A 19727-nucleotide genomic window follows, 5' to 3' on the forward strand; every position below is an offset into this window, starting at 1 on the left:
GTGTCACTGTGCACCTCTCTCGACCGTTCCGACCGCCGGGTCGACCACCGGCCCGGCAGCGGTCCCTCCCTCCGTCCCGACCGCCTCGACACCGAAGCGGCGGAAACGGTGCTTGCGTTCCCGGAGCAGCCGCACGGGCTCCCAGGGGATCAGTTCGCCGAGGGTCGCGACCAGCGCTTCGCGGAGCATCGCGGCAGCGCCCGCGTGGTCCCGGTGCGCGCCGTCGTCCGGCTCGGGGACGACGCCGTCCACGATGCCGAGCCGCACCAGCTCGGTGGCGTGCAGGCGCAGCGCGTTGGCGGCGGTGGGTGCGGCCTCCGGGTCCTTCCAGAGGATGGCCGCGCAGCCCTCCGGACTGATCACGGAGTAGACGCCGTTGGTGCTCACCAGCACCCGGTCGGCGACCCCGAGGGCGAGTGCCCCGCCGCTGCCGCCCTCGCCGATCAGCACGGCGACGATCGGCACCGGCAGTCGGGACATCAGGCGCAGGTTCTCGGCGATGGCGACGGCCTGGCCGCTGCGCTCGGCGTCGGGGCCCGGGTTGGCGCCGGGGGTGTCGATCAGGGTGACCACCGGCAGTCCCAGCTTGGCGGCCATCCGCATCAGCCGGGCCGCCTTGCGGTACCCGGAGGGCGCGGGCATGCCGAACCGGCGGCGCCGTCGCTCGGCCAGGTCGGGCCCGCCCTTGTGGTGGCCGATCAGCATGACCGGCAGACCGCCGAGGCGGCCGGGGCCGCCGACGATGGCGGGGCAGTCCTCGCTGAGCCGGTCGCCGTGCAGTTCGAGGAAGTCGTCGAGCAGATGGCCCACGTAGTGGAGGCTGCTGGGCCGGTCCGGGTGCCGGGCGAGCCGGACGGCGGCCCAGGAGTCCCGCCCGGCCGGTTCGGCGCCGCCGCGCAGGCTGCCGTTGCCGTTCCCGCCGCCGTCGCCGTTGCGGTCGCGATCCCCGGCGCCGTCATGGTCGGGAGCGGCCCCGTCCGGCCCGGTGGCCTCGGTGTCCTCAGCAGACTCGGCCGGCTCGGGGGCTTCGCCCGGCTCGGCAGGCCCCGCGGGGGAGCGCAGGTTCAGCAGCCGGCCGAGGGTGGCGCGCAGCGCGGGCCGGGCCACCACGTCGTCCACCATGCCGTGCGCCAGCAGGAACTCGGCGGTCTGGAAGCCCTCGGGCAGCCGCTCACCGGTGGTCTGTTCGATCACCCGGGGCCCGGCGAAGCCCATCCGGGCGCCGGGCTCCGCGATGATCACGTCGGCCAGGGTGGCGAAGGAGGCAGCCACCCCGCCGTACGTCGGATCGGTGATCAGCGAGACCACCAGGACCCCGGCCTCGTCGAGCTCGGCCAGGGCCTGTGCGGTCTTCGCCATCTGCATCAGGGAGAGCACCCCCTCCTGCATCCGGGCTCCGCCGGAGGCGCAGACCAGCAGGAGGGGGGTGCGCAGCCGCAGGCTGGTCTCGGCCGCCTCGGTGATCAGGGCGCCCACGCCGCAGCCGAGGCTGCCGCCGAGGAAGCGGAAGTCCATGGCGGCGACGACCACCGGCCGGCCCTCGATCCGCCCGGTGACGCAGAGCACGGCCTCGTCGAGGCCGGTGTCGGCGCGGGCGGCGGAGAGCCGTTCGGGGTACGGGCGGCTGTCGACGAAACCGAGCGGATCGTGCAGCGCCGGAACGTGGCGCAGCGGCTCGACCGATCCGGGGTCGAGCAGCTGCTCCAGGCGCTGCCGGGCGGTGAGCCGGGCGTGCCAGCCGCAGTCCGGGCAGACCCGCAGGGTCCGCCGGAAGCGGCGGCCGTAGATCAGCCCGGCGCAGCGCCCGCAGCGGACCCAGTCCGGGTCCGCCGGTTCGTCGGTCTCCACCATGGCGGGTCCTCCTCCGGCTCAGTGGGAAGCGGCGCGCTCCCAGCGGTAGAACTCGCGGGCCATCGCGTCCTTCGGCTCCCGCCAGGTGGCGGGGTCGTAGGCGTGGACGAAGGCGGTGAGCCGGTCGCTCACCTCGCGGAACTCCGGGTGGTCCTTGTACTTGGCCACCGAGGGGCCCGGCGGCCGGTCGGCCTCGATCAGGTGCAGGTAGAGCTCGCCGAACTGGAACAGGCTGCGGGCGGTGACCCCGACCAGCTGCGGCAGTTCACCCCGGTCGGACTCGGCGAAGACCTCGGCGATGCCCTCGCTGGACTCCGGCTTCATCCGGGCGACGATCAGCGTGCGGTGCACGGTGTTCATCCCTTCCCCACGTGCTTCTCGACCTTGTCCCGGATCAGCTCCATCTGGATCCGGGAGTTGCGGTTGATGTGGTTGGTCATCCCCGCGTCGTCGACTGGGGCGGTGGGCTTCATGGCGAAGTCCTGGATCCACCGCATGCTGGTCCCGCCCGGGACCTCGGTGTACTCCCAGCGGATGTCCATGTACTCGAACGGTCCCGGCTCGACCCGGCGGGCCCGGACGGAGAGCGCGGGCCGGTCGGTCTCCCGCTCGGAGACCCAGCTCCAGATCTGGCCGTTCTCGTCGGGGTGCATGGTCAGCCGGAAGGTGGTTCTGGCACCCTCGCGGTTCAGCACCTCGACGGAGGCGTACTCGCTGAACAGCTGCGGCCAGTTCTCCAGGTCGTTGGTGATCTCCCAGACCAGGTCGACCGGCGCGGCGATGACGATGGTGTTGTCGGTGTGTCCGGACATCTCATGAACCTACTTTCGAGAAGGAAGTGTTGACGGCGGTGAGGAACTCGGACGGGGTCTTGGCCATCTCGGCGCCGTCCACGATCTGCACACCGTGCCGGTTCTCCAACTCGCCCACCACGCCGAGCAGTCCGAGCGAGTCGACGCCGAACTCCTCGAAGGTGATCTCGGGACGCTCCAGGTCCTGCGGGTCGATGAAGATACCGGCTTTGCCCTTGATCAGGGCGGAGAGCTCGGTGTGGGTCAGGGGGGTGGGCATGCACTGCTCCTTCTGAGGTGTGTTCAGTTGATTCACCGGGTCGGTTGATCGACGTGGTCGGTCGGCGGACGAGTGCGGGCAGTTCACCCGTCCTGGCCCCGACGCAGCACCAGCGCCGCGTTGGAACCCATCAGCCCGCGGCTCAGCACCAGGGCGGTGCGCAGCTCGCAGGTGCGGGCGAAGCGGGTCACCAGGTCCACCTCGTGGCAGATCTTGGTGACGCCGGGGGTGGGCGGGACGACCCCCTCCTCCATGGCGAGCACGGCGGCGGCCACGTCCAGGACGGGGGCGCCGCTGTAGGCGCGGCCGAAGCCGGCCTTGGGGGCGGTGACGGGGACGTGGGTAGCGTGCTCGCCCAGCGCGTCCCTGATCGCCAGCACCTCGGCCTCGTCGGCCTCCGGGGTGCCGAGCGCGTCGGCGAAGACCACGTCGATCTCGTCGGGCGCGCAGCGGGCCTCGTGCAGGGCGCCCCGGATGGCATGGGCCAGGCCCACCCTGGAGTCGGCCCAGCGGGACGCCCCGGTGAAGGTGGCGGCGTGGCCGGCGATCACGGCCCGGATCCGGGCCCCGCGCGCCACGGCGGCCGCCTGGGCCTCGACCACGAACATCGCCCCGCCCTCGGCGGGGGCGAAGCCGGCCGCCTGCGCCGTGAACGGCAGGTAGGCCGAGTACGGGTCGCTGGACAGGCTCAGCTCCGGGTAGCCGAGCTGGCAGACCATCGAGTACGGCGCCAGCGGGGCCTCCGCGGCGCCGACCACCACCGCATCGGTGCCCCGTCGAATGGCGCGGGCCGCGTGCGCCAGTGCGTCCAGACCGCCCGCCTCGTCGGAGGCGACGACCCCGCAGGGGCCCTTGAAGCCGCCGCGGATCGACACCTGTCCGGTGCTGGCCGCGTAGAACCAGGCGATCGACTGGTACGGACCGACGTACTCGGGGCCGTGGCCCCAGAGCTGCTGCAGCTCCCGCTGGCCGAACTCGCCGCCGCCGGACCCTGCGGCGGTCACCACGCCCACGGCGAACGGCGATCCGGCCGACGGGTCCAGCGCGGCGTCGGCCAGTGCGAGATCGGCCGCCGCCATCGCGAAGTGCGTGAACCGGTCCGTCTGGACCAGGTAACGCTCCTCCACCGAGCCTCCCGGCTCGAAACCCCGGACCTCGCCCGCGACCTGCAACGGCTGATCGCCGCAGCCCTCCCGCGAGATCGGCCCCAGCACCGAGGCGCCCTCCCGGACGGCCTTCCAGAAATCGTCGGTACCGACCCCGTTCGGAGCGACCACCCCGATGCCGGTCAGCACCGCACGGCGCTGTGCCTGATCGTCCGTCACATTCCCTCACCCTTTCCGACTGAGCACCACGGCTGACTGGAAGCCGCCAAAACCGCTGCCGACCGAGAGCACATGGCGCAGCGGTATCTCCCTGGCCGTGCGCGGCACGTAGTCCAGGTCGCACTCCGGGTCAGGGGTGGAGTAGTTCGCGGTCGGCGGCACCACACCGTTCGCCAGCGCCAGGGTGCAGGCCACCAGCTCGATCGCGCCGATCGCGCCCAGCGAGTGGCCGACCATCGACTTGATCGAACTCATCGGGAGCCGGTACGCGTGCGCACCCAGCGAGCGCTTGACCGCAGCCGTCTCGTGCCGGTCGTTCTGCTTTGTGCCCGAACCGTGCGCGTTCACGTAGTCGATCTCCGAGCCGTCGAGCCCGGCCTGTTCCAGCGCCCGGTTGATCGACTCCGACATCTCCAGGCCTTCCTTGGTCAGCCCGGTCATGTGGTACGCGTTGCCGAAGGTCGCGAAGCCGCCGATCTCGCAGTACACCGTGGCACCCCGGCGGTGGGCGTGCTCCAGCTCCTCCAGCACCAGCACCGCGCCGCCCTCGCCGAGGACGAAGCCGTCCCGGGTGGCGTCGAACGGCCGGGAGGCGTGCTCCGGGTCGTCGTTGCGCGCACTGGTCGCCTTGATCGCGTCGAAGCAGGCCACCGTGATCGGGGAGATCGGAGAGTCCGAGGCCCCGGCGATGACGACGTCGGCCCGGCCCTCCTGGACCGCGTGGAAGGCGTAGCCGACCGCGTCGAGGCCGGAGGTGCAACCGGTGGAGACGGTCTGCACCGGACCGTGCGCACCCGACTGCTCGGCCACCGCCGAGGCCAGCGTGCTCGGCGAGAACGCCCGGTGCAGCTGCGGCTCGGCCTGCCGGTGGTCCACGTCCCAGCGCTTGCCGGCGGCGCTGACCAGCGCGTAGTCGTGCTCCAGGCGGGTGGTGCCACCGACCGCGGTGCCGAGCGAGACCCCGATCCGCCACGGGTCCTCGGCCGCCAGATCGAGCCCGGCGTCGCGGACCGCCTCGGTGGCGGCGACCAGCGCGAACTGCACGTACCGGTCCGAGCGGGCCACCTGCACGGGGTCCAGGCCGTGGGCCGCCGGGTCGAAGTCGCACTCGGCGGCGATCCGGGAGCGGAACCCGGTCGGGTCGAACAGCGTGATGCCCCGGGTCGCGGTCCGGCCTGAGGTCAGCAGCGACCAGAACGCGGGCACGCCCACGCCGCCGGGCGCCACCACGCCGATCCCGGTGACCGCCACCCGCCTGGTCACGACGCGACCTTCGCGTGTTCCGTCGGCCCCGGCTGCAGGGTCTCCTCGGTGTCGACGTGCCCGAGCTCGGGACGCGGCGCCAGCGGGCCCAGGTGGAAGACCATCCTGGCCTCGGTGTCGCCCACGTTGCGGAACCGGTGCCGCATGTTGACCGGGATCATCAGCCCCTGCTCGGGCTTCAGCGCCACGCTCCGCCCGTCCAGGTCGACCTCCAGGTCACCGCAGACCACGAAGACGAACTCCTCGGAGTACGGGTGGTAGTGCTCGCCGATCCGCTCGCCCGGCGCCACGATCGCCAGGCCCATGAACCCGCTGGTGGCGCCGCACGTGGTCGGGGTGAGCATGGCGCGCAGGTCGCCGCCGCGCCGGCGGTTCGGCGGTGCCTCGTCGACGTGCACGATGCGTGGAAGTTCCATGGTCATGGCTGCTGCCTCCAGGTGGTTTCTGCGGGATCGGGGGTGCGGACGGGCGGCTGACCGGGCGTCATCCGGTCAGTCCGAGCTGCGGTCGGTGACCAGCGAGAGCTCCCAGGCGGCGAGCAGCAGCCGGACGGCGTCGTCGCCGGGCTCGCCGTGGTCGGAACCGAGTTCTGTCAACCGGGCGAGCATCGCACCGGCCTGCTGGTCCCGCACGCCGAGCGCGACCTTCGGAGCGGACTTGGCCGGGACCGCGAGGTCGACCTGCCGGACCAGCACGTCCCCCTGCTGGAAGACCGTGCTGCGCACCAGCACGCCGGCCGGATCGTCCGCCGATGCCTGGTCCTGACGGTGCAACAGCTCGGCCAGCTCCGCACCACGGCCGCTGCGGACGGGGTACCGGAACGCGTGCCGGTACACCTTCGCGGGCGCCTCGCCGCGGGCCGCCGCGTGGTGCACGGCCGGCAGCGCCGCCCGCTTGAAGAAGTCCCGCGCGGACAGCGGGTCGTTCAGGTCGCGGGCCTCCTCCAGGTACGGGTTGATGGCCTCCTCGACCGCCCGGACCTCCGGTTGCAGCGCCACGTGCCGCAGCGCCGCGACCAGGTCGCCGACCACCTCGACCGCCCGCACCACCCGGTTGCCCTGCATGTAGAGCGAGGTCCTGGCCAGTCGGGTGCGCTCGTCCACCCGTGCCGACGGCGAGTTGTAGCCGGAGAGGATCTCCGCCACCTTCGCCTCGCTGCCCGGCCGCACGGTGAAGGTGAGGGCGTGCCGGACGAGCCCGTCCGGGCTGGCGGGACGGGCGGTCAGTGCCGGGGCGCTGCTGTCGAAGGTCCCGGTGTCCGAGGTCTCGCGCATGATGCTGAACCGCAGTGACCTGGTGTCCCGGACGCACCCGTGCAGGGGCCGTACCATCGCGCGGTGCGCGGCACTGTCCACCCACGTCAGGAACGGCTGGGCGCTCTCCCACTCGCTGGTGATCAGCCACTGCGCGGGGTTCTCGATCGACTGGCAGAGTTGGTCGCTGACATGGCCGGGGACCGAGGCCACCTGGTGCCGCAGCTGCTCGTAGGCGTCCAGGAAGCGATCCTGCGCTCCGTCCTGGACGTCCAGCAGCAGCACCACGCGGAGCCGCGAGTCCTGCGGGGTCGAGCGCTGCGCCTGGGATTCGGACAGCGTGATCATTTTCGACAATCTCCTTGGGAGCGTTGGGGCGATGGCGAGTTGGAGAAGCGGACTGCCGACGCTCCGAGCGCGTGATGTGACTCTCCGTGATCGATTGAGCGCGGTCGGGCCTCAGCCTGAATCCGATCGTCAGGCGCCGGACGGCACCGCGCGAGATCTGCGGGCCATCCGGGCGAAACCCGCTCCGGCCGCTCGCCTGAGGGGGATGGATCACGCGTCCCGCACCGCGTACTCCTGGAGCAACCGATGAACCCGAAGACCGACGAGCGCGTCCCGGTCCTGATCGTGGGCGGCTCGCTGGTGGGCCTGTCCGCCTCCCTATTCCTCGGCCGCCTCGGCGTCCGGCACCTGCTGGTGGAGAAACACGCCGCCACCTCCCACCACCCGCGAGGCCGTGGGAACAACCTGCGCACCATGGAGCTCTACCGGGTGGCCGGCGTCGAGGAGGACATCCGCAGCGCCGCCTCCGTACTCGCCGACAACCACGGCATCCTGCAGGCCGGTACCCTCACCGGGGCCGACCAGGAGTGGCTGTTCCGGGAGATCGACCCGGGCGGCGCACTGGCCAGGTTCAGCCCCACCGGCTGGTGCCTGTGCAGCCAGAACGACCTCGAACCGGTCCTGCTGCGCCGGGCCCGCGACCTCGGCGGCGTGCTGAGCTTCAGCACCGAACTGCGCTCCTTCGAGCAGGACGCCGGCGGCGTCACCGCACTCCTGCGCAACCGGGAGACCGGCGCCGAGCGCACCGTCCGCGCCGACTACCTGATCGCCGCCGACGGCCCGCGCAGCCCCGCCCGCGAGCGGCTGGGGATCGGCCGGACCGGGAAGGGCGACCTCTTCCACAACGTCAGCATCACCTTCCGGGCCAAGCGCCTGGCCGACGTGGTGGGCGACCGCCTCTTCATTGCCTGCTACCTCACCAACCCCGAGGGCCCCGGTGCGCTGCTGCCCGTGGACAACCAGGAGAACTGGGTCTTCCACGCCCCCTGGAAGCCCGACCTGGGCGAGACCCTGGAGGACTTCACCGACGAGCGCTGCATCGAGCACATCCGCACCGCCACCGGAGTGCCGGACCTGAAGGTGGAGATCACCGGAAAGGCCCCCTGGCACGCCGCCGAACGGGTTGCCGAACGCTACTGCTCCGGACGGGTCTTCCTGGCCGGGGACTCCGCCCACGAGATGTCCCCGACCGGCGCCTTCGGCTCCAACACCGGCATCCAGGACGCCCACAACCTCGCCTGGAAGCTCGCCGCCGTCCTCGGCGGCTGGGCCGGACCCGGTCTGCTGGAGACCTACCAGCAGGAGCGCCGCCCGGTCGCCCAGGCCACCAGCGAACGCGCCTCCGCCCGCTCGGCCGAACACCGCCACCCCGGTTACGACGCCGTCCCCGGCACCGGGCGGCAGAGCAACGTCCTGGCCGTGGCCCTCGGCTACCGCTACAACACCGGCGCCGTCCTGGACACCGACCCCACCGCGCCGACCGTGCCCGACCGCTTCCAGCCGGACGGCGCACCCGGTGGACGCGCCCCCCACCTGTGGCTGCGCCGCGCGGGTGTCCGGCTCTCCACCGTGGACCTGTTCGAGAAGCACCTCGTGCTGTTCACCGGCCCCGGCGGATCCGCCTGGTACCGGGCCGCCGAGCGGGTGGCGGAGCGCCTGGAAGTCCCGCTCGACCGCTACCGGATCGGCACCGCCGCCGAGGACGACCTGGCGCCCGAACCCGGTGTCGACTGGGCCGCCGCCTACGGCACCGGACCGGACGGCGCCGTACTGGTCCGGCCGGACGGCTTCGTGGCCTGGCGGGCCACCGCAGGTGCGGCCGACCCCGAGGCGGTCCTCGGTGCCGCACTCACCGAACTGCTGGACATCTGACAGCCGGTCGGACGACCGCGAGAGGGCCGGTTCCCCGCCCGAGGCGGGGAACCGGCCCTCTCACCCTGCCGGTCTAGGCCGGAGCCGCGGACTCCTCCTGGACCTGGGCGTACGGCGCGAGCTTCCGGATCGACTCGATGCTCTTCAGCAGCGACTCCTTGCTCTCGTGCGCGTCGCTGGTGACGAGGACCGATCCGTTGCTCGCCTTGAGCCGGAACCGGTGCACACCGGGCTTCTCCGTGTAGACCTCGAACTTGCCTGCCATGGGAGTTTTCACCTCTCGCTCGGGTAGCCCCCCTCGAACGGCAACGTAGGCCGGGCGACGGGCCGCCGCACGCCGGGCACCTCGTCCGGGTGCGGACCGGTCGGGCGACGCGGCACGGCGGGAGCGGGCCGAAAGCCCGGGTCGGCGCGGCAGCGCAGGGCCAGGGGAACCCGGCGGAGCCCGACGCCGGATCAAGTGACCCACCCGCGAGGGGGTTCCGGTCTCCGGAGCCACGCCCGACGCCGAAACTCACCCTGGCGGGGGACACCGCGGGGACTCCCACCGCACGAAGTCCACCGTACGTCCGTAGTCGTAGCCCACCGCGCTGGTGACGAATTCGTTCGGCGGCAGCACGCCGTCCGCGCGGAAGCGCTGCTCGTAGCGGGTGATCTGCCCGATCACGTCCACCGCCTCCTCGACGTCCTCGGCCGGACAGCCGCGCGTGGTGAGGGTGTTGAACACCGCCGCCCGCCGCCACGTCGGGTTGACCGCGTGCTTGCACTCCGCAACGGCCTCTCTGCGCAGCCACAGCATGAACTCCGGTGTCCACGGGCTGTTCTGGGCATCATGGCCTCGTGTAATTCGTGCTCCACCTGCGTGGCCGGCGTCCGCAGGCTGCGGACTTGCCGGGGGAGCACGGGGAGTGATGCGGCCGTTCGGATCCGCGCGATTGCAGCTTGTGAGGTGCCGGGCGAGGCTGGCGATCGCCGCCCCCTGCGGCTCCAAACACACAGCAAAGGTTCTTTCATGCGCAACAAGCGAATCATCGCGGCGCTCGCCGGTGTCGCGATCGCCGGATCCCTGGCCACCGCCGTCGAGGCGAACGCCGCCGCTGCGCCGGCCCGTCAGATCGCCGTTCAGCCGGCGGACCAGACGGACTCGGCCCAGCAGATCCACCAGCTCGGTATGCTCGGCGACCTCACCAGCAAGGTGGACGTCGTGGCGCGCTCGGCCAAGGCCAGCTCGCAGTCCAGCGCCGCCACCTTCCAGTCCCAGGTGGCCGCCGCGAAGGCCGCCGCCGACGCCCTGCAGGCCGAGGTCCAGAAGGCGTCCAGTGCGACCAGGCAGACGCGCAGCCTCGCGTCCGACGTCGCCAAGCTGAACACCGACCTCGCCACGCTGGCCGCCGATCTCCGGACCAACCCCGCTGCGGTCCCAGCCGACCTGGCCCAGATCGCTGCCGACCTCCTCGCCATCGTCGGCGACGTCCTCGGCACCCTGGACGCACCGGCAGCGGCCCCGGCCGCAGCCGGGCACTGACCTCAGCGTCCCGCGCCCGCCCCGCCGTTCCCGGTGAGGCGGGCGTTGCCGCTGTGCGGGCACCGCATCGCTCGGGTGGGGAGGGTGGTGCGGAAGGCCGGTGGGAGCCGGCAGCGGAGCGTTCCGCACACTCGGCCCTGACTTGCCGGAACGGTGAGATGTGGCGGGGCAGCGCCGAGACCCCGGCAGAGCGGTGCTGACGGGGTCTCTGGGAGTGGTGGTGCCGGCTGTCAGACGTCGCCGAAGTCGCCGCCCTTGACACCTGCCACGAATGCGGCGAAGGCGTCGGCGCCGAAGACCAGGGCCGGACCTTCGGGGTCCTTGGAGTCCCGGACGGGGACGATGCCGGGGTAGTTGGGAGCAACCTCGACACAGCTGCCGCCGTTGCCGCTGTGGCTCGACTTGAACCAGGAAGCGCCGGACAGGTCTGGGAAGTCAGTCATGGTGCAGTTCCTCTCGTACCTTACGGATCAGATCAAGGGATGCCGCTCTGGACAGCGCTTCCACCTGTAGCCGATCGTAGGCCCTTTCCCATGCCCTGACAGTCTCGTCTTTCCGCACCACATAGCCTTGTTCGACCGATTCGGTGTAACCGACCACAGAACGGTCGGCAAAGGTCAGCAAGGTGAGGAGTGCCCTGAACGGGGCATGTTCGGCCAACTCGAACGGGGCTACCTGAAGGACCACGTCAGGTCGGGCGGCCGCTTCGGCCAGATGCTCCAGCTGGGCCCTCATGGTCTGGGCGCTGCCTACCCGCCTACGGATGCAGCTCTCGTCCATGATCGCGTGGATCAGAGGTGGCGCATCCCGCTTCAGAAGTCGCTGGCGGGTGGCGAGGAACCTCACTCGCTCGTCCGCCTGGTCTGGCGTGATGCTCCCGCGCTGGACCGCTGCCGCTTCGAGTGCGGCGGCGTAAGCCCGGGTCTGGAGGAGCCCCGGAACCATGTTCGGCTCGAAGATCCTGATCTCGGTTGCCCGTGCTTCCTGCGCCGCGTGCTCCGGGAACCCTTCGATGAAGCCCTTGCGTCGGAGTCCCAGCCACATCAGTTCGAGCGTCTGACCGGTTCTGAGGGCCAGATCCGCCGCCTTGGCGAACTTCAGCGAAGTGGTTTTGCTGCCTGTTTCCACCGCCGAGATGTAGCTGTCCGAGTACCTCATACGAGCGGCCAGCTCCCCTTGGGACCAGCCGCGTGCCTCCCGTGAGCTGCGGAGCTGTGAACCGAATGCGGCTCGCGGAGATGACGCAGGGTCAAGTGTCTTGCGGTTCAAGGATCATGCCCTATTCCACTTGGGTCCCGGACAAGTTGAAGAGTTCCCGATGGTACGGGACATTAGGCGCCCCGGGTAGTGAAAGCACTACGGAGAGGAGTCGCCGTGTCTGTGTGGAGACCGGTTCGAAGGACGGTCCATCAGCCCCAGGTCGGGGAGGTGGTCCGGGATCGTGCCCACGGTGGCGCTGAGGGCGTCTACATGGAGACGAGGGACGGCAGGGTCTACCTCCGGCCCCGTCAGGGCGGGCAGGAGTGGACGACCTACCCGAGTGAGATCGAACCGCTCGCCGATGAACCCGAGTTGGTTCCCGTGCTCGGGGCCGACCGCCCGCGCCGGGCGCCGGAGTGGCCGGGGGATCGGGCGGGGGTGACGGCCGTATGAACGTACGGAGCGCCGTGGTTGAGCGGTCGTCCCAGATGCCCGGCATCGTGGTCGGCGAGGGGCGGGACGGCCGGTTCGTCGTCGCTCTGGTCGGCGGGGCGGTCCGCCACAGCCTCACCCGGGACGACATCCGGCCGGCCGACACGAGCGAGGCGCTGCGGGTTCAGATGGCCGTGCAGCGGACCGTCCACCGCATCCGCCATGCCGGTACCTGACCGGCCCGCCGCCCTTCGCACGGAGGATCGGAGATGACAACCACCGCCGGGGCGGCCCGACCACGCGTACGGAACCCGCCGTCCCGCCGGTCACCTGAAGGAGCGCCGGTTCGTGCCCATGGCCGAGCTCGCCCAGTACGTGAAACCCCACACCCTGTCGCGTATCCGGCAGGCGTGGACGGCCCGCGAGGCCGCCAAGGGGCTGCCCCTGCCGGTCATGGGCGAGCCGGTCGGCTGACGGTGAGGGAGATTCCCGTACACCTTGCCCGCCCCTGCCGCCGCCGAGAGCCCCGCCGAAGTCCTGAGCCGGGTCCAAGTCTCCCGTCCCGAGCCCTGGTTGAGGCCAGTTCCGCCCGGGACGGGAGCCCTTGCCGCAGCCTGGATCCACCAGGAGTCGGGATCCCTGCCGGGAGCATCACCGTGAGCGGCCCGGGTCTGCGCGGCCGGAGGTGACGGGACCCTGCAACGAGTCCTGCGACCAGTGCCACCCGGACTCGTCCCACAGCGGCGTGCCCGGGCGGTGGATCAGCCGCCCACCACCGGGTAGTGGTCCGAGAGATCGCTGTAGGTGTAGCTGCGGCCCCAGCTGCTGACCGTCCACGGGTCGCTGTGGAAGCGGACCACCTTGTTGGTGTAGCTCTGCGGGCGGGCGTGGTCGGCCCGGTAGAGCACGTAGTCCAGGTCCTCCTTCGGGTCGCTCGGGTAGCGGTAGTCGGCGATCGAGTTGTCCGCCGTGTCGAAGGAGTCGGCCCAGCCGGTGCGCGCGGTGGCGGGCACCACGTTGGCGTTGGCCAGCAGGGCGGGGTACTCGGAGCCGTGCGAGTCGATGTTGAGGTCGCCGGTGATCACCACCGGTTCACTCGCCGGGATCTGCTTGCTGTCGACGAACGAGCGCATCGCGTTCAGCTGCGCGGCACGGATGTTGGCCGGCTGGCCGCTGCTGCACCCGCTGTCGGTGGACTGCAGGTGGGTGCCGATCACATGGGTGCGCTGCCCGTTGACGTCCAGCACCGCGTAGACGAAGCCCTTGTTCGACCACCAGTCAGAGCCGCAGGCGTCCTTGTAGACGTACTGCTCCTTGTGCAGGATCGGCCACTTGCTGAGCAGCACCACACCGCCGTCCTCCGGGGTGGCGGAGCTGTAGCTGCCGCCGGTCGCGTCCCAGCCGCTGGTCGAGCGGCCCACCACGGGGGTGTGGTACGGGTAGGCGGCCGAAGCCTTGGCTACCAGCTGGTCGGAGGAGGAGTTGTCGAAGGCCTCCTCCAGTACCACCACGTCGTGGCCCTGGAAGACGTCGGCCGAGGCGATGGCGTCGGCCCGGTGCGCCTGGCCCCAGTTGGGGTAGAGGTTGGTGCTCATCAGGAACACGTTGTAGGTCAGTACGTTCAGCGGTGCGGCGGTGACGGGTGCGACCTCGGCAGGCGTCGCCGAGGCGGCCTGGGCGGCGGGCGCACCGGCCAGTGGGCCGATCAGGGCCGCGGCCGCGCAGGTGGCGGCGAGCTGCGAGGCGCGGCGGGCGCGGGAGTTGGGCATCGGGGCTCCGGGGGAGTGACGGCCACTCGCCGGTCGACGAGATGTTGTGCAGTCAACTTCACGGTGGCCGCAGCCTTCAAGCCATTGAGCGATCATGAGGTGAACTTCGTCCGAAACGTGACTTGGGCTCAGGTGCGGTCCGCGCGGCTCTCAAGATCAGCGACCATCACAAGGAGCTGCTGTGACCGTCATCTCCCCCGAGTTCGTGGCCGGTCTGGCGGCCGATGCCGAAGCTGCCGGCATCAGCGGGTTCGTTGCCGCTGCTGTGATCAACCACGAGGGCCGGGTTCTGCTCGTGCGTCGTAATCCGGACGACTACATGGGCGGATTGTGGGAGATCCCCTCCGGAGCGGTCGAGGCCGGGGAGACCATCCTGGACGCCCTGCACCGCGAGACCACCGAGGAAACCGGCCTGACCGTCGACCAGGTCGCTGGCTACGTCGGGCACTTCGACTACCAGAACAGCCGCGGCGGCACCACCCGCCAGTTCAACTTCGCCGTCACCGTGGAGAAGACCGAACCGGTCGTCCTCATCGAGCACGATGTCCACCAGTGGGCCCTCCCCGATGAACTGCCCGAGGTGAGCGACGCGGTTCGTGAGTTGATCACACGCTGAGGTGGTGCGAGTCCGGCGGGGTCCTCGGATTCCCCGAGGGCCCCCGCCCCACTGCGGTCGAGATGACCAGCTGCGGCTCAAGGGGGTGGCTGCCGATGGCCGCTTTCTTCAGCCGTGTGCGCTCGGCAGCAGTCAGGGCTATCGGGCAGTCGGCACAGGCGGGCATGGAAGTGGGTCTGTTCGGTCGAGGCGTATCAGTGTGTGGAGTGCGGGCCCGGTCGCGGCTGGGGGTGCGTCAGAGCTGAGGGGTGCGGTGGAGTGTGACGAGCAGGCGCCAGACCTGGTGGGCGATCTGGGTGGGAGTGCCCTCGATGAGACCGTGCAGCCAGTCGGCGAGTACGCCGGCGAAGGTCGCGGCCACCGCTGAGGCGATCAGGTCGGGTTCCGGCGCGCCGGCCAGGGCGCGCTCGGTGCGGCTGCGGGCGCGCAGGTCCTGATGGAGTACCTGTCCGAGCGGGCCGCCGCCTCCGGGCCGCAGCAGAGCCCGGTAGAGGTCGGTGTGCGGGGTGAGGCCGCTGAAGAAGGCGACCAGCGCGGACGGCGGGGATGCGGGGTCGGGGATGCCGCGCCAGGCGTGCAGGGCATCCACGGCTTCGCGGACGACATCGGCGCAGGCGTCGACCGCCAGCGCCTCCAGGTCGCCGTAGTGGAGGTAGAACGTGGCGCGGCCGACCTCGGCCCGCCGCACCAGCGCGGCGACGCTGACCTCCGCCAACGGGCGCTGTACGCACTCGTCCAGGAGGGCCTGGCGCAGCTTGGCCCGGGTCCGGGCGGCCCGGGGGTCCTGCGGGCTTGTCATCGGGCCAGGAGGACGGCGGCGAGTGCCAGTGCCCCCGGCAGGGCCTGGGCGATCAGGATGCGCCGGTTCGCGGTGACGCCGCCGTACAGACCGGCGACGAGCACGCAGACGAGGAAGAAGACCCGGACCCGGAACCCGGTCGGGTCACCGGCGATCAGGCCCCAGATCAGTCCGGCCGCCAGGAAACCGTTGTAGAGGCCCTGGTTGGCCGCCAGTGATGCGGTGGTGCGGGCCAGGGCGGCGTCGAAGCCGGAAAGCTTGCGGCCCGGCTTCTTCTCCCACAGGAACATCTCCAGAACCAGGAAGTACGCATGCAGGGCAGCCACCAAGCCGACCAGGACATCTGCCGTTGTTCCCACCGTGATCATCTCCAGCTTCATAGACGAGTGTCCATCATACATAGACAGTCGTCTGTGAAACCTGAAAGGAGCCCGGCGTGGACACGTCCACCGTGGCGAGAGCGGTTCAGAATCGGCGCCCACCCCGGCGGCCTCCCGCAAGGCGCTCAGGGACTTCGCCCGCCTTGCGCCTTGGTCCCCCGCAAGGGACCCGTTGGGTGCGCCAAGCTGTCCCGCAATGCGCGAATCTGACCTATCATCAACCCGCGCAGCATTTCCGGAGCCGGCGACCACGGGCGGGCAGGGGAGTGAAGGTCACTGGCGGATGCGCCAACTCTGGGGCCCGCGCGGGCTGTTCGGCGGAGTCGGTGTCGTAGCGGTTCTCGGAGAGGAAGGGCGGCGTCTCCGGTTCCGCGATCCCGATCGGGGTGTGCGGCAGTCGTCGCACCACTCCCGCTGGAACCGGGGCGCGTGGCCGACGGACTCCATGCTGCGGGGCTGGCGGCGCAATGAGCAGGGACAGCACGGGAGTTGCGGAGCCCCAGCACGGTGTGGCTCAGGTCGAAGCTGTACCGGGCGGCGCGGATTGCCCGCACGCGGTCCTGCCTGCCGGTTGTCAGGAGTCGGCCACCCAGATCGTCCAGTGGTCCTGCTCGCGGATCGGCCCCTGGGGCAGCCGGGCCGTGATGTAGTCGGCCAGATCGGCCAGTTGGGGATCGGTCAGCTCGTGCAGGATCGACCGGCCGGTGCGGGCCAGCAGGTCGGCCCTGACCTCGTCCGGGCCGGTGTACTCGCGGCGGACCTCGGCCAGTTGAAGTGAGTGGATGCTGCCGAATCCGGCCGCCCGCAGTGCCGCCTCGATCCGGCTCGCGGACGGGCGGCGTGCGGCCTCGACGTCGAGCAGGCCGGGGAACCGCTCGAAGAACCACCCGCGCAGATGGCTCGCCGAGCCCGGCCGGCGGACGTCCTCGACCGTCCGGTCCTGCACGATCAGCGTTCCGCCCGGTGCGAGCACCCGCCGGGCCTCCCGGAACGCCGCCGCCGGATCGTCCAGGTGGTGCACCAGGGCCCGCTCGAAGACGATGTCCGCGCTGGTGTCCGGCAGGCCGGTGCGGTCCGCGCTGCCCTGGCTGAAGGTCAGGTTCCCCAGGTCCGCGCAGTGCTCCCGTGCCGCCGAGATCATCGCGGCCGAGAAATCCACCCCGGCCACGGACGCGGCCCCGAGTTCCAGCCACGCCGCGCAGTAGACCCCGCCGCCGCACCCGATGTCGGCCACCCGCCGCCTCTCGGGTGCCACGGCGGACCGGATCGCCGCCGCCCAGTCGGCACCGGCTCGGCGCTGCGTGTAGGTGAGGCGGTTGGCCTCGCTGTGGAAGTCGATGGGCACGGCGCGCTCCTGCGGTGCTCTGGACATATCTTGATATCAAGATATGTCCAGAGCTCGGCCGCTGTCACCGATTTGCCAGGGCTGGTACGAGGCAGTGGCCGGGCCGGTCAGGCTCTCGGGGCGAAGACGCAGAACTCGTTGCCCTCGGGGTCTCCGGAGACGTGTGATTAGGGGTTCTACGGCAGAGCCGAGAGAGCCCCGCCCGGGACGGTCCCGGACGGGGTGAGGGGGTACTACTTCGCGGAGTGGACGCCCGTGCGGTGGTGGGGCACTGCCCAGCAGTCACGCGACCAGAACCGGGTAAGCCCGTCGGTCCACGGTCGGCAGTCGTTCGGCGTACGGGGGTCGTAGCGGACCGCGTAGCGGGCTCCGGCGAGGATCTGCCACCCGTCCCGCTCGCACTGTCGCAGGCCCTTCGTGTTGCCTCGGCGGGTGCCGTCCGGCAGTCGCTTGACGAACGCCCGAGCCATCACGCCATCGCCCCGGCGAGACGCTGCGCGCCCGGGTAGGTGTAGCCCGGATCGGACATTCCCTCGGCGACCGCCCGCAGGGCCTCGCGTCGCTCGTACTGGCGCTGCATCTCGTCAAGCTCGGCCCGCCACGTGGCGTGGTCGACGTAGGGGCGGACCAGCGGCCCCCACTCCAGATCTTCGCCCGACTGCTCCGGGTGGGCCGGTTCGGCTGCTGCCGGGGTGGCGGGCTCCGCCTTTGGCTCGGGGATGAGTGCGAGGGCCCGCCGGCGAAGCGGGGCGAGGGGCGAGGGCTTTCCTCGACTGCCGGTTCCAGGGGCGAGGAAGAGCCGCAGTGCGGCGAACAGGTCCGCGATAAGCTCGCGCATGTCGATTCAGCTCCCTAAAGCTGGTCGATGCTGTTGACCCCCGGTAGCCCGGCCAGGCTGCCGGGGGTTCTTTCGTTGACGACGGTACTCAACCTGTCCATACCTGTCCATGGTCATCCATGGCTATGCCTGGTAGGCCCTCGCGGCTACGGTCATGGGGTGTTCGAGTTCAGCCCAACCCGCTCAAAGTGGGAACAGATTGCCGAGACCGTCACGGAGCGGATCACTACCGGCGAACTTCACCCGGACGACAAGCTGTCCGAGGTTGAGTTGACCGAGGAATTCGGCGTCGACCGGAAGACGGTCCGAAAGGCCGTTGCCGCGCTGCGGGATGCCCGCCTGGTGATCACCCGTACCGGTATGGGCAGCTTCGTGACGCACCCGAGCGAGCGCGGAGAGCAGTAGGTCCCGCCCTGCCGGAGTTCAGCGGCGAGGCGGGGCCATCGACTGATCCTGGATCAGCTTCGCCAGTGCGAACACGGGCGAAGCCGTTCAGGGCTGGCGGTCAGGGGGCGCTGGGGAGGACAAACCCCCGAGTGGGGCCGGTCTTGCCGGGAACGCCGGTGGTGGCCGCCCGAGCTTCGTCGGTGATGTCCCGTCGGGTGACGGGATCGGTCCCGTCGTACACCCGCCATTCCCCCTCGGGGTGGTCCGGGTCCTGCGGGGCAGCAACCCCTCGGAGGCCCCGGCGGCGAAGTGCGCTCGCCACCTGCTCGGCTTCGTCCTCGCCCATCTGTCCCGCCCTTCCGTGTTCGGTGAGGCTCAGGTTAGCGGGATCACATGCCCCTGCTCGCACCATCGCCACCGCCACCGCCACCGCCACCGCCGGAGCAGTGGGATGCGCACCCTCCGGGGTTGATCGGTCCGCACCCGCCGGGCACGGGCGTGTGGGAGCACTGCGCGGCCACCGTCACCAGGGCGCGGGTCGGGCCGGTCCACAACTCGTGGTCGGGCCTGTAACCGGCCTCCTCGATCAGGGCGACGGTCCGGGTGAGGGCCGCCTCGTCGTGGCGCTCCGGGTCGGGGCGCTCCGGGTAGTGGTGGACGAAACCGCCGAGCCGGTTGCACAGTTCGGCGTACGGACGGGTGTGCAGGATGAGCGCGTGCCAACCCTCGTCCACGACGTTGGACGGGGTGATCCGCACCTCGGGGAACGTGCGGGCGGTAACGACGAACTTGAGCGCCTCGGTCACGATGCGCTCAGCCATGTCCGTGGCCATGCCGGGGTTGTTATCCAGGACGGTGAAGACCACGCCGTCGAACTGGGCGGGGTCGAGCAGGTCGCGGACGCCGGGGCCGGTGTCGCCCGGCGGGCGCTCGGTCGGAGTGCTCATACTGGTGACTCCTCACATCGTGGCGGACCGGATCACCCATCGGTGTCCGGGGCTTTCGGTGTTGCGGAGCCCGCTCCGGTCGGCTGCCTGCCAGGGATGACGGCCGGAGCGGGAGTCTTGGGGTAGTGCGGTCGAGCAGCGTCACAGCGAGCAGTAGCCATCGCCGGCGCCGATCACGACGGCTCCTCCTCGGGGATCATCAGCCACGGCACCTCGGCGACGTGCGCGAAGCTGCGGTGGTCCTGGTGCTCTCGGAGGTGTTCGAACGGCCAGCATTGCGCTTCCTGGAAGTCCTCGACCACGGGCCCTTCCGCGCCGCACGGTTTGCCGTCTTCGTCCTCCCCGAGGCACCGGAACATGTGCCGGGTCGGCGGCGCGTCAGGTGCGCTGTCGTGACTGATCGTCCAGTTCAGCATGATCTAGCGAGGAACCCCGGGCGTTCACGCCCGGGAGGAATCGCTTCCTGAGTCCCGGCGGTGCGGAGCGCCGCCGTGTCACTGGGGGCG

General features: G+C 71.0%; 25 protein-coding genes. 6 read left to right on the top strand and 19 right to left on the bottom strand.

Annotated features, from left to right (window positions below; all coding sequences use genetic code 11):
- Positions 1-3: 3 nt before the first annotated feature.
- From UK12_RS16820 to UK12_RS16855, 8 genes are all read right to left on the bottom strand, one after another.
- Positions 4-1851: an acetyl-CoA carboxylase carboxyl transferase subunit gene (locus UK12_RS16820; RefSeq protein WP_045303797.1), complete on the bottom strand. Its 1848-nt coding sequence runs from the start codon at positions 1849-1851 to the stop codon at positions 4-6.
- Between the two features lie 18 nt (positions 1852-1869).
- On the bottom strand, positions 1870-2211 hold the full coding sequence (locus UK12_RS16825) for a TcmI family type II polyketide cyclase (RefSeq protein ID WP_331386653.1): 342 nt from the start codon (positions 2209-2211) through the stop codon (positions 1870-1872).
- Positions 2208-2663: an SRPBCC family protein gene (locus tag UK12_RS16830; protein WP_045303798.1), complete on the bottom strand. Its 456-nt coding sequence runs from the start codon at positions 2661-2663 to the stop codon at positions 2208-2210. The genes UK12_RS16825 and UK12_RS16830 overlap by 4 nt, the downstream gene beginning before the upstream one ends.
- A 1-nt stretch (position 2664) precedes the next feature.
- Positions 2665-2922 carry an acyl carrier protein gene (locus tag UK12_RS16835; RefSeq protein ID WP_045303799.1) on the bottom strand — a complete coding sequence of 86 codons (258 nt, stop codon included), beginning with the start codon at positions 2920-2922 and terminating at the stop codon, positions 2665-2667.
- An 83-nt stretch (positions 2923-3005) separates the two neighbouring features.
- Positions 3006-4247, bottom strand: coding sequence for a beta-ketoacyl synthase N-terminal-like domain-containing protein (locus UK12_RS16840; protein WP_045303800.1), 1242 nt, complete (start codon positions 4245-4247; stop codon positions 3006-3008).
- A gap of 6 nt (positions 4248-4253) precedes the next feature.
- Positions 4254-5510: a beta-ketoacyl-[acyl-carrier-protein] synthase family protein gene (locus tag UK12_RS16845; RefSeq protein WP_045303801.1), complete on the bottom strand. Its 1257-nt coding sequence runs from the start codon at positions 5508-5510 to the stop codon at positions 4254-4256.
- Positions 5507-5932, bottom strand: a complete 426-nt coding sequence (locus UK12_RS16850) for a cupin domain-containing protein (protein WP_045303802.1) — start codon at positions 5930-5932, stop codon at positions 5507-5509. Before UK12_RS16850 ends, UK12_RS16845 begins: the two co-directional genes overlap by 4 nt.
- Positions 5933-6001: 69 nt before the next feature.
- On the bottom strand, positions 6002-7111 hold the full coding sequence (locus UK12_RS16855) for a SchA/CurD-like domain-containing protein (protein WP_045303803.1): 1110 nt from the start codon (positions 7109-7111) through the stop codon (positions 6002-6004).
- A 246-nt stretch (positions 7112-7357) separates the two neighbouring features.
- On the opposite strand from UK12_RS16855, the gene UK12_RS16860 reads away from it, so the two are divergent.
- Entirely contained in the window at positions 7358-8983 is a 1626-nt protein-coding gene (locus UK12_RS16860) for an FAD-dependent oxidoreductase (RefSeq protein ID WP_045303804.1), read from the top strand.
- A gap of 73 nt (positions 8984-9056) precedes the next feature.
- Here UK12_RS16860 and UK12_RS16865 read toward each other — a convergent pair whose 3' ends face one another.
- Positions 9057-9248, bottom strand: coding sequence for a YegP family protein (locus tag UK12_RS16865; protein ID WP_045303805.1), 192 nt, complete (start codon positions 9246-9248; stop codon positions 9057-9059).
- Positions 9249-9497: 249 nt separating this feature from the next.
- A complete protein-coding gene (locus tag UK12_RS16870; protein ID WP_045303806.1) occupies positions 9498-9782 on the bottom strand; it encodes a hypothetical protein in 285 nt (94 codons plus the stop codon).
- Between the two features lie 213 nt (positions 9783-9995).
- Here UK12_RS16870 and UK12_RS16875 point away from each other — a divergent pair, with 213 nt between their 5' ends.
- Positions 9996-10508, top strand: coding sequence for a hypothetical protein (locus tag UK12_RS16875; RefSeq protein ID WP_045303807.1), 513 nt, complete (start codon positions 9996-9998; stop codon positions 10506-10508).
- A 230-nt stretch (positions 10509-10738) separates the two neighbouring features.
- On the opposite strand, the gene UK12_RS16880 is transcribed toward UK12_RS16875, so the two are convergent.
- The gene (locus tag UK12_RS16880; RefSeq protein ID WP_045303808.1) at positions 10739-10951 is read right to left on the bottom strand and encodes a DUF397 domain-containing protein; all 213 of its coding nucleotides are present in this window, start codon (positions 10949-10951) and stop codon (positions 10739-10741) included.
- Positions 10944-11777 carry a helix-turn-helix domain-containing protein gene (locus UK12_RS16885; protein ID WP_045303809.1) on the bottom strand — a complete coding sequence of 278 codons (834 nt, stop codon included), beginning with the start codon at positions 11775-11777 and terminating at the stop codon, positions 10944-10946. The genes UK12_RS16880 and UK12_RS16885 overlap by 8 nt, the downstream gene beginning before the upstream one ends.
- Positions 11778-12157: 380 nt before the next feature.
- On the opposite strand from UK12_RS16885, the gene UK12_RS16895 reads away from it, so the two are divergent.
- Positions 12158-12376 carry a hypothetical protein gene (locus UK12_RS16895; RefSeq protein WP_156178772.1) on the top strand — a complete coding sequence of 73 codons (219 nt, stop codon included), beginning with the start codon at positions 12158-12160 and terminating at the stop codon, positions 12374-12376.
- Positions 12377-12488: 112 nt separating this feature from the next.
- Positions 12489-12614, top strand: coding sequence for a hypothetical protein (locus tag UK12_RS44450; RefSeq protein ID WP_269432026.1), 126 nt, complete (start codon positions 12489-12491; stop codon positions 12612-12614).
- Positions 12615-12901: 287 nt separating this feature from the next.
- On the opposite strand, the gene sph is transcribed toward UK12_RS44450, so the two are convergent.
- Positions 12902-13909, bottom strand: coding sequence for a sphingomyelin phosphodiesterase (sph, locus tag UK12_RS16900; protein WP_045303812.1), 1008 nt, complete (start codon positions 13907-13909; stop codon positions 12902-12904).
- A 181-nt stretch (positions 13910-14090) separates the two neighbouring features.
- On the opposite strand from sph, the gene UK12_RS16905 reads away from it, so the two are divergent.
- On the top strand, positions 14091-14525 hold the full coding sequence (locus tag UK12_RS16905; RefSeq protein ID WP_197084927.1) for an NUDIX hydrolase: 435 nt from the start codon (positions 14091-14093) through the stop codon (positions 14523-14525).
- A 235-nt stretch (positions 14526-14760) separates the two neighbouring features.
- Here the strand turns inward: UK12_RS16905 and UK12_RS16910 are convergent, their stop codons facing one another.
- From UK12_RS16910 to UK12_RS16930, 4 genes are all read right to left on the bottom strand, one after another.
- A complete protein-coding gene (locus UK12_RS16910; protein ID WP_045303813.1) occupies positions 14761-15324 on the bottom strand; it encodes a TetR/AcrR family transcriptional regulator in 564 nt (187 codons plus the stop codon).
- The gene (locus tag UK12_RS16915; protein ID WP_045303835.1) at positions 15321-15683 is read right to left on the bottom strand and encodes a DUF1304 domain-containing protein; all 363 of its coding nucleotides are present in this window, start codon (positions 15681-15683) and stop codon (positions 15321-15323) included. Before UK12_RS16915 ends, UK12_RS16910 begins: the two co-directional genes overlap by 4 nt.
- 595 nt (positions 15684-16278) lie before the next feature.
- Positions 16279-17049: a class I SAM-dependent methyltransferase gene (locus UK12_RS16920; protein WP_045303814.1), complete on the bottom strand. Its 771-nt coding sequence runs from the start codon at positions 17047-17049 to the stop codon at positions 16279-16281.
- Between the two features lie 469 nt (positions 17050-17518).
- The gene (locus UK12_RS16930) at positions 17519-17887 is read right to left on the bottom strand and encodes a hypothetical protein (RefSeq protein ID WP_045303816.1); all 369 of its coding nucleotides are present in this window, start codon (positions 17885-17887) and stop codon (positions 17519-17521) included.
- Positions 17888-18046: 159 nt separating this feature from the next.
- Between UK12_RS16930 and UK12_RS16935 the strand changes: the two genes are divergently transcribed.
- On the top strand, positions 18047-18292 hold the full coding sequence (locus UK12_RS16935) for a GntR family transcriptional regulator (protein ID WP_045303817.1): 246 nt from the start codon (positions 18047-18049) through the stop codon (positions 18290-18292).
- Positions 18293-18663: 371 nt separating this feature from the next.
- Here the strand turns inward: UK12_RS16935 and UK12_RS16945 are convergent, their stop codons facing one another.
- Together UK12_RS16945 and UK12_RS16950 are read right to left on the bottom strand one after the other, a co-directional pair.
- On the bottom strand, positions 18664-19221 hold the full coding sequence (locus UK12_RS16945) for a glycine-rich domain-containing protein (RefSeq protein WP_045303819.1): 558 nt from the start codon (positions 19219-19221) through the stop codon (positions 18664-18666).
- A gap of 173 nt (positions 19222-19394) precedes the next feature.
- Positions 19395-19637: a DUF7848 domain-containing protein gene (locus tag UK12_RS16950; RefSeq protein ID WP_045303820.1), complete on the bottom strand. Its 243-nt coding sequence runs from the start codon at positions 19635-19637 to the stop codon at positions 19395-19397.
- Positions 19638-19727 lie beyond the last annotated feature (90 nt).

The sequence above is a fragment of the Saccharothrix sp. ST-888 genome (genome assembly GCF_000955975.1).
Taxonomy (GTDB): Bacteria; Actinomycetota; Actinomycetes; order Streptomycetales; family Streptomycetaceae; genus Kitasatospora.